We start from the raw sequence: 14,412 nt of genomic DNA on the forward strand, positions 1-14,412 counted from the left end.
TCCCTTTCTTTTGCATAACATACTAAGTATGTTTCCTACATCAGCTCGTATTTTTCCATAGATTACTTTTCTACGAAACTTTGGGGCAAATACAATATGGTATTTACATTCCCACTTTGTATGTGCTAAACTATTCATATCCATTATTGGATCCCTCCTATGTTATTGATAGTATGGTTGGCGAACCATTTCTATTATAACATAGGAGTTTTTTCTTGAAGCTGAAGCTTATGCGGGTCACACCGGCATAGCCGGTGGTTTATTTTTATTGCTATACAACCCAAAAAGTCGACGCCCAACTCGGACGCCGACTATTTTTCTCTGAAATTATAATTTCATTACTTCACAGCATTGATCATCTCGAAGAATGACTGCTTTGGAACACTGTAGTATTTGAAGAACAGTGGATTATTGGCACTTCTCCAAGATACTGAATCATACAATCCCCAGCAAGTTATACCGGTGATTCCCTTGGTAGTATTCTTGTCTCGGGTGTTCTGAATATTTATAAGCCCCTTCATCATCTCAGCCACATATGCAGCCTGATCAGCATCCTTGAAGCCACCTGATTTCTTGGCATAATTGATTGTAACATCAAGCTCTGTAATCTGAACTTCAAGTCCTGTGGCAACGAACGCCTCAACCGCATCGAGGAATTTTTTCACTGTAGGTCTGTCTACGTCAACATGTGACTGCATTCCCAAACCTCCACAGATCTTAGCCTCTTCTCCATCATTAATGTAGTTGGCCAAAGCAATGTACTCATTTACTTCATCATATGTATTATAATCGTTGATGCAAAGTGTAATCTTGTTCTCCACACCATACTTCTTCAACACATTGTATGCAATTTCAAAACCTGTCTTGATGTAAACCGGCTTATCTCTGAGGTTTCCGTAAACATCTTTCCAACTAATCTGGTCCGGATCATCATCAGAATGAAGGTACTCATTGGATACATCCCATGTATATACCAAATCTCCAGGTTGGCATCCCAGAGCCTTTTCCTTCTCCATAATGTGTGTCATGACATTTACTATGTAAAACTCAAGTCTCTTGTTCATTAGATCTGGAGTGGTTGGCTTTTGATTGCCATAATTCTCTCCAAAGAACCAAGATGGTGTCTGCTGATGCCACATCATCGTATGACCACGCATCTGCAAGTTATTGTCCTTCAAAACCTGCAACGCCTCGTCAATTGTTCCGAAATTGATTACAGGAACATTTTTCTCTTCGTATCCATCAGGAATAATATATCCCTGATTCTTGGCCTCTTCCACGCTAATTCGCTGGTTGGCCAATACCGAACTTGGTTTGAGTTCATTCTCAAGTGTGATACTATTGAACTGACTCTTTACAAAATTAAGCGAGTTTGGCTCACGAAGTTGTCTTCTTCCCCCAAAGCTGACACAAGTTCCGAAGTGCGGGAACAAATCCTTGTATGTCTCTGCCAAACTTGGCAACTTCTCATCATCTGTTACAGGTCCAACCATCTCTACGCTCAAATCATCGATTGCAAAGTCATCCTCTACATTCTCAGGTGTCGCAAACTCAATTCCAATCGTATTAACCGCCTTTGGAATTCTCACTTCACCCTCAAGCTTTGTCCACAGACCTGCCTCTGCCTCAACATCAAACTTTTCAACGAGATCAACTGTACCGCTGTTGTCCAAGCGAACCTTCATGGTTACATACTCATCCATGCTTCCCAAAAGCTGTATATATGCTGTGAACTTGTATGTTCCACCTTTTTGAATTCCCTCAGTCAAATCAACAACCAGTGTGCTTCCGCCTCCCCACCATGACTGCTTCCTCTCAGTTAGGGCAATGGCATTTCCTGATCGTCCGGGAACTGACTCGACAGCTGCACTTCCAGTATTAGAAACTGCAATATCGCTTTCCTTGTCAAATGTTGCAACTCCATTCTCAAATCCCGCACCCTCATAAACAGAAGGAACAAATGGCGTTGGAGTTGGTGTAGGCTCTACCGTCGGAGTCGCCGTTGGAGCTTCACTCGGTGTTGACACAGGCGAAGTTTCTACCGGACTTGTTGCTGCGTTCGGCGCTTGCGTTGTCTGGCTCGCTTCAGTCGAAGCCGGAGCTTTTGCCGCTGTTACTTTGATCTTACATGTAAGTTTTTTCTTAGTTTTACCAGATTTTACCGTACATGTAATCTTGGCACTTCCCGCTTTCTTAGCTGTGACTTTGGCTTTGAATTTCCCCTTTTTAGCTATCTTTACAACCTTCTTAGAAGATGTCTTCCAGCTTACCTTTGCACTTTTCTTTGCATTCTTAACCTTTAGTGTGACACTTTTCTTAACTTTCAAAGTCACGCTTTTCTTGGAAAGTTTTACCTTTTTGGCCGCATCCACTGTCGTCGTAGTACCGATTGTACTGAGAACCACAGCTCCGGCAACCATCATTCCAATTACATTTTTTTTCATGATCAAAAACCTCCAATATAAATTGAATATCTTCAGGGCTTTATCATACTACTACATCCTAATTTTACTATATTTCCCGCTAATCTTATATGATATATGTAGATTAAATTTTGATTTATCTAGAAAAAGGCTGCCACATCCATCGATGTAACAGCCTTACATATTCAATATTTAATTAAATCATCAAATACCAAACACATTAGTATAAGCCACTTAGAACTCAGGTTCAATCAAACCATATGTATTGTTCTGTCTCTTATATACCACGTTCACCTCATCGGTATCTGCATTCCTAAATACGAAGAAATCGTGTCCCAAAAGTTCCATCTGTACGCATGCTTCTTCAGCATCCATAGGCTTGATAGCGAACTTCTTAGAACGTATGATGGAAATCTGCTCCTCATCATAATCATCCTCTTCGATAAATGCACGGCTAAGCTGTGCTGCATTCTGCGCCTTATCGATAAGCTTGTTCTTGTACTTGCGTAACTGTCTCTCGATAACCTCCTCTACAAGATCAATAGATACATACATGTCTGAGCTAACTTCCTCTGCTCTTATAATGCTTCCCTTCATAGGGATTGTAACCTCAATCTTCTGGCGATTCTTCTCAGTACTAAGAGTTACATGTACTTCTGTACTTTCTGTAAAATACCTCTCCAGTTTGCTTATCTTCTCCTCAACTGCTGAACGCAAACCCTCTGTAATGTCTAAGTTTTTGCCGCTTATTACTAAATTCATGATGATCAGCTCCTTTGCCCATAATATTCAAGATGAATGTCTGTCATCCTGTATCTATATTATATAACAAATCCCATTAATCATCAAGCTTTTATTCGAAAAAATCCACGTATGTTGTTCGCAAAACACGGCTTGACTTTTATCAAAAATCTTTTAAAAACCTTCACTTTCTACTCTTGTAGATTTTTGCTTTCTTCAGCAGTAGAATTACCCCTAAGTTGTCAAGTTGTCATACAACTCACCCAATTGTCAATCAGTCCTTTTCTTTGCTACATTAGTCTAATTATTTTGTCAATACTGTCAATAACTCTGTTTATAACTCATTATAAATAAAAAATAAGGCCTTTTTCTGTCAATAACTTTTGACAAAAATCATTCTACTATTGTCTGCAAACCTTTGTTCTGTTTTGAATTGTCACACATATTCGGGGTAATTTTCAATCAAAACTCACATCTTCCAGATGCTCCACAAGGCAACACAAGACCATTTCGCGAAACCGGAAGTCCAATCTCATCCGAACAGATTTTTCCACCGAATTTTGTCTTCTCACCCAAAACAGTTTCAAGCATATATGTTAATACGGCTGGTTGCAATCCTGTGGTATATGAATTTACCAAAAAGAATAGTGGATCTTTGCTCAAAACCTTACTACATAACTGGATAAACGGATAGATTCTCTCTTCAATCTTCCAAATCTCTCCTTTCGGTCCTCTTCCATATGAAGGCGGATCCATGATAATTCCATCATAGTGATTTCCGCGTCTTATCTCGCGCTCGACAAACTTTACACAATCATCTACGAGATATCTTATCGGCGCATCTCCGAGTCCCGAGGCCTGAGCATTTTCCTTGGCCCACGTAACCATTCCCTTGGCCGCATCCACATGAGTTACCTTAGCCCCAGCTTTCGCACAGGCAACTGTCGCCCCTCCTGTATAGGCAAAAAGATTTAAAACCTTTATCTCTCGATTACTATTCTTGATAAGATTCATAGCCCAATCCCAGTTTACTGCTTGTTCCGGGAAAAGTCCGGTATGCTTAAAATTAAAAGGTTTTAGATTGAACCTTAGATCCTTATATCCAATAGTCCACTGCTCCGGCAAGTCAAAAAACTCCCATTGTCCACCACCTTTATTACTTCTATGATAGTGGGCATTCTTCTTCTTCCACTCTCTCGCATCATGAGGAGTGTCCCAGATTACTTGAGGATCTGGACGAACTAATATATAATCCCCCCATCTCTCCAACTTTTCATTTGAAGACGTATCAATGACTTCATAATCTTTCCACTGATCTGCTATCCACATGTCAATTACCTCGTTTCTTATTAAAATGCCACAAAAGGCAAGGATTTTAGGCAGCAATATCAAAAAAAAGAAGCCTTACAAAATGTAAGACTTCTCTACGTGGGTTAGAGGATTCGAACCCCCGACCTTTTGGTCCGTAGCCAAACGCTCTATCCAGCTGAGCTAAACCCACATTTGCATTTCACACGCAAAATATATGATACCATAGTAGGTTATATCTGTCAAGGGGTTTTTTGATTTTTTTACGGAGGAAGCTTCTATAAAGCTGCCGTCACTATGGCAGGGCTGCATTGGGGGGAGTTGTAACCCTACTCATACTTCGTAACATCCTTAGAAACAACTACATAGTCCTCTGACAAATCACCAGTTTTAAACTTTTTCTCACATTCCTCATAAGACGGCTTGACAGAATAGTCTTTCGCCAGCAGTATAAATTGTGGTTTTTTAGCATGATCTAGAGGATCTTTGGGGTCCACATGAGTCACTGTTGTCATAACTCCAAATTTCTTATCCTCACATTCCCACATTCCATCTGTTCCCATCTTGAATTCTTTACACCAGATACTCTTCTTTCCTGTTTTCATAACCTTTAAAGAATCATCATTCATAGGTTTATTAGATGGGTTCTCGAGCGTATAGTGCGCTTTTTTCTCAAAAACATTGAATTTGTTTTCGGAAATCTTAACATATACGCGTTTATTTTTACAATCTACTATTGCAACATCCTTTAGTACATCAACTTTATCACCATGGAAATAATATCCATTCAACATCACAGTCGCATTATCCTTATCCACCTCGCAAACATCAGATGACAATCTGCCATAGAAGTCAAGCAATTCTTCTGTTGAATATAAATCTATCCACATTAAAGCATCCATTTCTAATCCCAAGAACGGATACATACCAACCCAATTCAGTTCATAATCCATTGGTGTAACAACTTTTACAAAGCCATCTTTGTATTCGTATTCCGAATAAAGCGACCTACATGTGTATCCACCACTGGCAACCTTTTCTATACAAAAACAATTATCTTCAACACAAAATACTATGCCGTCATTTCTTCGCTTATTGCCTTTCACTACACGTCTATATTCTCCGACATATCCTTTAATATTACTTTCAGCAATTTCTTTTAAAGAAAGTTTTGTCGAAAAATCGACTCCCTGATCACTTCTTCGTGGAGCGAAATACGAAGGTTTCCCATCCATATCCACAGAACATACTTTAATTTTCTTTTGATGTTTTATATCATAGATTTCAACAGAATCCTTGTACTCTTTGTTTTCAAGACTTTCTGTCTCTATCGCACTTTTTTCATTTACATAAGTTGTATCCGAGCTTTTTTCTGAAGTAAAATTATTTATACAGAACAAAGCTGCGACAACTGCTACTATTGATAATGGAATTAATACTAATTTACTCATCTTCTAGTCTCCTAAATTTTTATCATCTACCAAAATGACCTTCAAGAATCAGTTCTTCAACTCTTGCTCTTGAAGGCCATTTTGTACACAAAACTATTAAATTATGTTATTTGTCTATTGGTACCCCATTTCACCCAAACGCTCTTTGGAATTATTGAACTGACTTGTATTTGGTCCCACTTTAATTACCTTATCATAATACTCCTTGGCTTTCTTATAATTGTTCTTCATCTGGTATACACGTCCCATGAAATACAAAGCATCCAGATTATTTTTATCAATTAAAAGTGCCTGTTGAAGACAAATCTTAGCTCCATCATAATTACTTGAATTAAACTTGGAGCGTCCCTCGGAGACCAAAGTGCTTACATCATCCGAAGTCAGTTTCTTGGAAACTTTTTGATAAAGTTCTCTCTCTGCACCGGCAGAGTAATCAGAAGCTTTATACTGGCTAACTGCACCGGCAGCAAGTAAGAGCTCGCCGTCCTCATAGTACTTCATAGCCTGTAAAAGGGCCTCGTCTCGCTTGACGATCTCATAATTCTTAAGCTCTCCCTTGTCTATCTCAGCCTGAAGCTTCTCGACTTTTTTATTGAGTTCAGAAACTTCTTTTTCATAGGATGAAGCTTTAGCCTCCATAACAGACAGTTGTTGGTTACTCTCATAGAGAGACTCAGAATTCTGTGTTAGTTTATTTCCTGACAGAGTCGGCCTAATCAATACAAATGCAACAATAAGTCCGGCTATTATTCCTCCAACAATATAAAATACCGGTGTCAGTCGCTTGTTCTGATCAACATCATTTTCGATAATTTGGCCTGACTCTCTGGCCTCCTGTCTAGCTCTTTGTTGAAAGCTCTTGATTGTACTCTCTTGTATTTTATTATTGTCGCTAAATCTTGCGCCTATTTCCTGCATATATCTCAGAGTTGTTGTATTATTGAAGTCCACCTTATGAATCTTCTTCAAAACCTTGACAGCTCTAACAAAATCATGATTAATCATATGCGCAAGTGCAAGCAATTGTGCACCACGAACAAACTTAGGATTGAGACTTACAACCTTTTTAAGTTGGATTATTGCCAAATCAGTATTTCCCTCTTTCATCGCTTTGAGGGCTGAATTGTACTTTTTAATAGCCAACTTATAGTTGTTGAAAGCGGTTTTATTGTCTTGCGCTTCATCTATATAGTACCTAGCTCGATTGTTGTTTGGTTCAAAGTGGCAACTAATAATCCACTCTGCCAAAGCGGCAACAATCTCACCAAGTTCATAATATACTAATCCAAGCAGATTTCGCGCCTTGGTATTGGTCTTGTTGTATTCTAGACTCTTGCGCAACACAATAGCAGCTCCGGACAAGTCTCTCACCTGAGCTTTTTCCAAACCCATATTATAATAGGCATTCGATATTCTATTGATGTGTTGGATTATCTCTAAATCCTGACCGCAGAACCGACAAACTTTGACATTATTTGTCAGTTCTGCATCGCATCTTGGACATCTCATTATCTTCTCCATTCTGCAGAGGAGCACTCTGCACTTCTAGTACTATTGACCGCGAGATTCAAATAAGAGTTCTCTCACAATATCCGTCATATCAGTGAGGCTGGTCTGGTTTACTACCTCTTCAACCTGCTCAACCTCATGGCTGAATTCGTACTTTTCAAGTTCCTTTTCGTAATCTATCATATTCGACACCTCGATTAACCTTGTAACTGAGCAAGTCTCTCTTTAACCTGAGCCATCATACTCTTGTATTTCTCAAGTTTAGCTTTCTCCTCCTCAATCTTCTTGGCAGGAGCTTTATTTACAAAGTTAGGATTTCCAAGCATTCCCTCAGAACGCTTAAGTTCTCCTTCTAACTTCTTTTCATCCTTCTTGAGACGCTCAATTTCTTTCTCTACATCTACCAATTCCTCAAAAGGCATGTAGATTGTTCCCTTATCGATAACTACAGAAACTGCATTGGCATCAACACCAGTCATATCAGCTTGAATTTTAACCTCACTGGCAAGACCGAGCGTTGCAAAGAACACGCGATTCTTCTCAAAAATCTCGCATACTTCGTTGTCTTCGCTGACAACAATTACAGATGCCTTCTTGCTAGGCGGAACATTCATCTCACCGCGGATATTTCTAATTCCCTTAACAGCTTCTTTGATTCTCTCAACCGCAGCCATATCTTCTGCGAAATCCTTCTCAATTTCCTCAGAGAATACCGGCCAATCAGATACCATGATTGAATCCTCATCGTTATCCATCAATGTGCAGTAAATCTCATCTGTGATAAATGGCATAAATGGATGGAGAAGCTTCAACGCCTTAGTGAGAACCGTCTTCAAAGTATACAATGCTGCAGCCTTTGTAGTATCAGCCTCATTATATAATCTAGGTTTAACCATCTCGATATACCAGTCACAGAACTCTTCCCAGATGAAATCATATACCTTTTGAACTGCAATTCCAAGGTCGAATGACTCAAGATGAGCCGTTACATCCTTGGCAAGCTTGTTAAATTTTCCGATGATCCACTTGTCAGCCTGAGTGAGGTCTGCTTGCGGAACATTTTCATAATCTATATCTTCGTTCTGCGCAAAATTCATCATGATGAATCTTGACGCATTCCATACCTTATTGGCAAAGTTTCTGCTGGCTTCCACACGCTCCCAATAGAAACGCATGTCATTTCCAGGAGCATTTCCCGTTACAAGAGTCAATCTCAATGCGTCTGCGCCGTACTTGTCGATGACCTCGAGAGGATCAATACCGTTTCCAAGCGACTTACTCATCTTGCGTCCCTGAGAATCGCGCACGAGTCCATGAATGAGCACGGTATCAAATGGAACCTGACCAGTGTGCTCAATTCCACTAAACATCATACGCATTACCCAGAATGGGATGATATCATAACCCGTAACAAGTGTGCTTGTTGGATAGAAATACTTCATCTCCTCTGTCTCGTCAGGCCAGCCGAGTGTTGAAAATGGCCACAATGCTGAACTGAACCATGTATCAAGGGTATCTGGGTCCTGGCGCATCTTCTTGCCGCACTTCGGACAAACTGCTTCATTATCTGTTGTTACAACAACCTCTCCGCAGTCATCGCAGTAAAAGGCCGGAATCTGATGTCCCCACCAGAGCTGTCTGGAGATACACCAATCTCTGATGTTCTCCAACCAGTGGAAATATGTTTTATTAAAATGGTCCGGCACAAATCTTGTCTCGCCATTTTTAACTGCGTCAATAGCTGGGCCTGCAAGAGGCTTCATCTTAACGAACCACTGCTTACTTACGCGTGGCTCAACTGTCGTTCCACATCTATAACATGTTCCTACGTTGTGATCATGATCCTCTGTCTTGATAAGTGCGCCCTCTGCCTCAAGATCTACGAGGATAGCTTTGCGGGCCTCGTATCTATCCATGCCGGCGTATTTTTCATAATCATCTACAATCTTGGCATCATCTGTCATGACATTTATCACCGGCAGATTGTGGCGAAGACCTACTTCAAAATCGTTAGGGTCATGCGCAGGTGTAATCTTAACAACACCCGTTCCAAACTCCATATCAACGTAGTCGTCGGCAACAATAGGTATCTTTCTGTGAACTATAGGAAGGATGAGTTCCTTACCTACCATGTCTTTGTATCTCTCGTCATTTGGATTTACAGCCACCGCTGTATCACCTAACAATGTCTCAGGACGAGTTGTAGCGAGATTGATATATCCGCTTCCATCAGCCAACGGATAACGAAGATGCCAGAAATGTCCCTTCTGATCTTCATACTCTACCTCTGCATCTGAGATTGATGTCAAACAATGTGGACACCAATTGATGATTCTCTCACCTCTATAGATAAGACCCTTGTTGTACAGATTTACAAATACCTTTTTTACAGCCTTATTACACCCCTCATCCATGGTGAAACGCTCTCTATCCCAGTCGCAGGATGAACCCATCTTCTTAAGCTGTTCTACGATTCTTCCGCCGTACTGTTCCTTCCAAGCCCATGTGCGCTCTAGGAACTTCTCACGGCCAATCTCATCTTTGCTGAGCCCCTCTTCCTTCAGAGCCTCAACAACTTTTGCCTCTGTGGCAATAGATGCATGGTCTGTTCCCGGAAGCCAGAGAGTTTCAAAGCCCTGCATTCTCTTAAATCTAATTAAAATATCCTGCAAAGTATTATCAAGGGCATGTCCCATGTGGAGCTGTCCTGTGATATTTGGTGGAGGAATAACTATTGTATATGGTTTTTTATCCTCTCTTACCTCTGCGTGGAAGTACTTCTTGTCGATCCACTTCTGATATAATCTGTCTTCAATATCCTTTGGATCATAGGTTTTTCCCAATTCTTTCTTCATAATGTTCTCGCGCCAGACGGCGCCCTCCTTTAAAATTAGTTTCAAATAATAAATCCCAGGTGAGATACCTGGGATGAAATACTCAATTCCTCTGGCACCTCGCCTTGTCAAGCCTATAAGGACGTGAACTCACGTGGTACCACCTTAATTCAAACATATATACATATGTTCCTCATTATCCTTTAACGGGGATTATCCGAGATTCCCTACCATGAAAACTTCAAGAACCCTGCTCCAAAGCTACCTTCCAATCTGCACTACCAGAACTTCTTTCAGCCGGTGAAAGTTCTCTCTACGGCAATCTCGCCTCATGGGTTACAGAAAGTACTCCTCTTCTTCAATGCATTTATCACTTCTTATAATATATAAATTTTCTGTGGATGTCAAGAAATATTTTTAAACTGACATATCCCAAGTTCCTCTCGGCTTTGGTGCATAGAGATAAAACCTGTCTTTTTCAGGGATATTCTTCTTCCATCCGAGGAAAAATGCGGTAATGCGACTCACCTTATTGGTAATCTTGTACTTTAACTGCACTTTCCCCTTTGAAAGTGTTGTCAACATGATTTCCCTTGGAAAATGCTTTTTTACATATTTGATAAAGCGCTTTGTTATCCCATCTCCATAGGAAACTGTGTACAAATCTCTCGCTCCGAAAAGATGCAGCATTTCATGAGCATATGTAGATGCCCCTTCTTGCCTGGAGTCATACTTGTCAAAGAGCATGGAGCACTCATAAAAGTCTTTCTTGCCATTTGAAGCCACATGAACATGCGTATGGCACACCCCACTTTTATTTAGCAAAACCAGGAAACCAATGCTGTCTGTCTTGTATTTATTTCTGATTTTTCGCAGTTTCACGTGCTTGTTAATATATGATTTAACTTTTTTATACATTTTGTCCGTGTCATTCTCTTTGTCTGTAAATGAAATGTCAGACTTGATATTATAACTCAAATCCGAATACTCTTTCCCATCGTAGACATCAGCGATAAGCTCCGGCGACGCTCCGTACTCCTTGGCGCTTTTTTTAATAAATTCTATTGAATGCCTGAGCTTTTTCTTCATGTCACTCTTTCTCTTCTCAGTCCAGGAGCTATCCTTGTCATTGACATACAAAATGATAAATGCTGATTTACTTTTTAGCTGTTTGGCACTTCCATATTTATTATTATTCTTTTTCCATTCTCTATTTGTAGTACTCGCATTTACATCGGTTCTACTTCTGTAGAGTGTGCTCAGAATTGCCAAAGTAAAAACGGCTATTACAAACATGGTTTTTTTCATTTTCATTCAGCTTACCCCATTTTCCTTCTTCCACGTGCTTATATTATTATATACCTCTTCCAAACATCTGGTCCTTGCTTCCACCGTCGCCCATGCGATATGCGGAGTCATAATCAACTTCGAACTATCCTTGATTCGCAAGAGCGGATCATCACTTGCTATTGGCTCCGTGTCAAACACATCTATCCCCGCTCCGGCAATCAGACCATCGTCAAGGGCTTTAGCCAAATCTGCCTGATTCACTATTGGTCCGCGAGCCACGTTAATCAACAAGGCATCGCGCTTCATCTTGCTAAATGCCGAGTAGTTAAATATTGATTTATCTTTTTCATGAAGTGGAGCGTGTATGGAGAGAATATCCGATTGAGCTAACAGTGTATCAAAGTCAACGCACTCATACTCCCCGGATGTATTCTTTCCTGTTGAGGACGTGTATATGATATGGCAGCCAAATGTTCCGGCAATCTCAGCCACCTTTTTTCCTATTGCCCCCAGTCCAAAAATCCCCCAAACCTTACCATCCAATTCATGAAAAGTTCTTCCCATGTGAGTGAAGAGATCCGTGGCGGAATATTTTCCTGATTTAACAAAATTGTCATAGTATGGTAGTTTCTCGTAGAGATACAAGGCAAGTGCGAAGGTATGCTGAGCCACGCTCATGGTAGAGTAACCTCCTACATTGCATACTTTAATACCTCGCTTGTTGACATAGTCAAAGTCCACATTGTTGGTGCCTGTCGCTGCAACAGCAATCAACTTCAGATTAGAGGCTAACTTTAGCGTCGGCTCATTCATAAGAGTTTTGTTTACAACTACAACGTCTGCATCCTTGATTCTGTGGGGATTTTTCTCAGGGTCTGTCTCGGGATAGATTTCCACTTCCCCCAATTGGCTAAACTTCGTTAAATCTATATCATCGCCGTAAGTATCGGCTTCCATAAATACAATTTTCATCTCAATCATTACCTCTCTATGCTAATTCACAAGACTTTGTCTCATATTTAATTATATTTTAGAAGTAACAGCCATGTCAATAATGATTTTAAAGTAATTACATTGCATTTTTAATTATATTTAAATAAAATACAAAAAAATCTTGAAAAAACTAAAAAAAGATGTATAATAGAAAAGTGTGTGACAGTTTTTGTGCTGACATACAATAATATAGAAGATAACTGAGATGTTATTAAGAGGTACCCTGAAAGGAGGAAGCACCCGTGTGGTGCGACGATATGAGTAGTTATTTGGAAATGTCCAAAGAAGAATTGGAAGCTCTAAAAAAGGATTTGGAGAAAAAATACGAGGAGATGAAAGCACTTGGTCTTCAGCTAGATATGTCACGTGGAAAGCCAAGCACAGCTCAGCTCAACATAAGTATGGATATGTTTGATGTATTAAATTCCAAGTCAGATATGCACGCTGAAAACGGTTTGGATTGCCGCAATTATGGTGGATTGGACGGAATTCCTGAAGCCAAAAAGCTTATGGCAGATGTTCTTGATACAACACCTGACCATGTGATTATATTCGGTAATGCAAGTCTTACAATTATGTATGATACAGTTTCTCGCGCATATTCACATGGACTTCTTGGTAATACACCTTGGTGTAAATTAGATAAAGTTAAGTTCTTATGTCCTGTTCCCGGATATGACCGTCACTTCGCCATTACGGAACATTTTGGAATTGAGATGATTCCTGTTCCTATGAAGGAAGATGGACCGGATATGGATATGATTGAAAAGCTCGTTAGCACAGATGAGGCTATTAAGGGTATTTGGTGCGTGCCTAAGTATGCAAACCCAACCGGAATCTCTTACAGCGACGAGGTTGTTAAGCGTTTCGCAAATCTCAAGCCGGCTGCTAAGGACTTCAGACTGTTCTGGGATAATGCTTATGTTATGCACCACCTTTACGAGGATAAGCACGACGAAATCCTTGACATTCTAAGCGAGTGTGAAAAAGCAGGAAATCCAAACATGGTTTTTGAATTCACTTCAACTTCTAAAGTCAGCTTTCCTGGCGGCGGAATATCTGTTATGGCTTCTTCTATCGCAAATCTCGACGAGGCGCGCAAGCAGATGAATATTCAGATCATCAGCCATGATAAGATCAACCAGCTGAGACATGTTCGTTACTTTAAGGATGCTGAAGGTCTCAAGAAGAAGATGATGCAGCATGCGGCTGAGATGAGGCCAAAATTTGAAGCAACACTGGAGATTCTTGACAGAGAGTTGTCAGATGCAGGAATTGGAAAGTGGACAAATCCTAACGGCGGATACTTTATTTCCTTCGATGCCCTTTCAGGATGTGCAAAGGCAATCGTTCAAAAGTGCAAGGAAGCCGGTGTTACACTTACAGGTGCAGGCGCTACATTCCCATATAAGAATGATCCGGAGGATTCCAACATCCGAATTGCACCTTCTTATCCAACTGCTGAGCAGATGGCTCAGGCAACAGAGATCTTTGTTCTCTGCACAAAACTTGTAAGCATCGACAAGATTCTTGCAGATAAGTAATTGTCTTACGAACAACGTGAGTAAGACCAGCAAAATGCGTTTCCAAAAATTGTCTTACGACCGTAGGGAGTAAGACCAGCAATATGCGTTTCCTATTCTAAGCGGGGCTGTCGCACTAACAATTAAAATATTGTTAGTGCTCAGCTCCTTTTTGGTATCCCCGAGATGGGGAGAAACTTGATTGATATGGCGTGAGGGGCATGCCTATTTGAAAAAAGAAGATTTGGCATGCCCCGAGAGGGAAAAAACTTGATTGATATGGCGTGAGGGGCATGCCTATTTGAAAAAAGAAGATTTGGCATGCCCCGAGAGGGGAAAA

11 protein-coding genes, 1 tRNA gene and 1 other annotated feature are annotated in these 14,412 nt (G+C 40.4%); of the genes, 1 reads left to right on the forward strand and 11 read right to left on the reverse strand.

What is annotated here, in order from left to right; all coding sequences use genetic code 11:
* From L877_RS11990 to L877_RS0103555, 11 genes are all read right to left on the reverse strand, one after another.
* Positions 1 to 144: transposase (locus L877_RS11990; protein WP_034784994.1), on the reverse strand; the 144-nt coding region annotated here is incomplete at its 3' end.
* A gap of 194 nt (positions 145 to 338) precedes the next feature.
* Complete coding sequence (locus L877_RS13350) at positions 339 to 2,444, reverse strand: endo-1,4-beta-xylanase (protein ID WP_051437651.1); 2,106 nt, start codon at positions 2,442 to 2,444, stop codon at positions 339 to 341.
* A gap of 213 nt (positions 2,445 to 2,657) precedes the next feature.
* Positions 2,658 to 3,185 (reverse strand): ribosome hibernation-promoting factor, HPF/YfiA family, encoded by a 528-nt coding sequence (hpf, locus tag L877_RS0103515; RefSeq protein WP_026834915.1) that lies wholly within the window; start codon positions 3,183 to 3,185, stop codon positions 2,658 to 2,660.
* 441 nt (positions 3,186 to 3,626) lie between these two features.
* Entirely contained in the window at positions 3,627 to 4,493 is an 867-nt protein-coding gene (locus tag L877_RS0103520) for a class I SAM-dependent methyltransferase (RefSeq protein ID WP_026834916.1), read from the reverse strand.
* A 98-nt stretch (positions 4,494 to 4,591) separates the two neighbouring features.
* Positions 4,592 to 4,665: transfer RNA gene (locus L877_RS0103525), tRNA-Arg, on the reverse strand.
* 136 nt (positions 4,666 to 4,801) lie between these two features.
* The gene (locus L877_RS0103530; RefSeq protein WP_026834917.1) at positions 4,802 to 5,923 is read right to left on the reverse strand and encodes a hypothetical protein; all 1,122 of its coding nucleotides are present in this window, start codon (positions 5,921 to 5,923) and stop codon (positions 4,802 to 4,804) included.
* 114 nt (positions 5,924 to 6,037) lie between these two features.
* Complete coding sequence (locus L877_RS0103535; protein WP_156922976.1) at positions 6,038 to 7,444, reverse strand: tetratricopeptide repeat protein; 1,407 nt, start codon at positions 7,442 to 7,444, stop codon at positions 6,038 to 6,040.
* A 30-nt stretch (positions 7,445 to 7,474) separates the two neighbouring features.
* Positions 7,475 to 7,615, reverse strand: coding sequence for a hypothetical protein (locus L877_RS14190; RefSeq protein ID WP_169729781.1), 141 nt, complete (start codon positions 7,613 to 7,615; stop codon positions 7,475 to 7,477).
* A 14-nt stretch (positions 7,616 to 7,629) separates the two neighbouring features.
* Positions 7,630 to 10,287: a valine--tRNA ligase gene (locus L877_RS0103545; RefSeq protein WP_026834919.1), complete on the reverse strand. Its 2,658-nt coding sequence runs from the start codon at positions 10,285 to 10,287 to the stop codon at positions 7,630 to 7,632.
* Positions 10,288 to 10,401: 114 nt separating this feature from the next.
* Positions 10,402 to 10,637 (reverse strand) — a binding site (T-box leader).
* Between the two features lie 46 nt (positions 10,638 to 10,683).
* Positions 10,684 to 11,580 (reverse strand): hypothetical protein, encoded by an 897-nt coding sequence (locus L877_RS13355; RefSeq protein ID WP_026834920.1) that lies wholly within the window; start codon positions 11,578 to 11,580, stop codon positions 10,684 to 10,686.
* The gene (locus L877_RS0103555) at positions 11,581 to 12,528 is read right to left on the reverse strand and encodes a D-2-hydroxyacid dehydrogenase (RefSeq protein WP_026834921.1); all 948 of its coding nucleotides are present in this window, start codon (positions 12,526 to 12,528) and stop codon (positions 11,581 to 11,583) included. It lies immediately after the preceding gene.
* 278 nt (positions 12,529 to 12,806) lie between these two features.
* Here L877_RS0103555 and L877_RS0103560 point away from each other — a divergent pair, with 278 nt between their 5' ends.
* Positions 12,807 to 14,093, forward strand: coding sequence for an aspartate aminotransferase type Ic (locus tag L877_RS0103560; protein ID WP_026834922.1), 1,287 nt, complete (start codon positions 12,807 to 12,809; stop codon positions 14,091 to 14,093).
* The last annotated feature ends 319 nt before the right edge of the window (positions 14,094 to 14,412 follow it).

The sequence above is a fragment of the Eubacterium xylanophilum ATCC 35991 genome (assembly GCF_000518685.1).
GTDB lineage: Bacteria > Bacillota > Clostridia > Lachnospirales > Lachnospiraceae > Eubacterium_F > Eubacterium_F xylanophilum.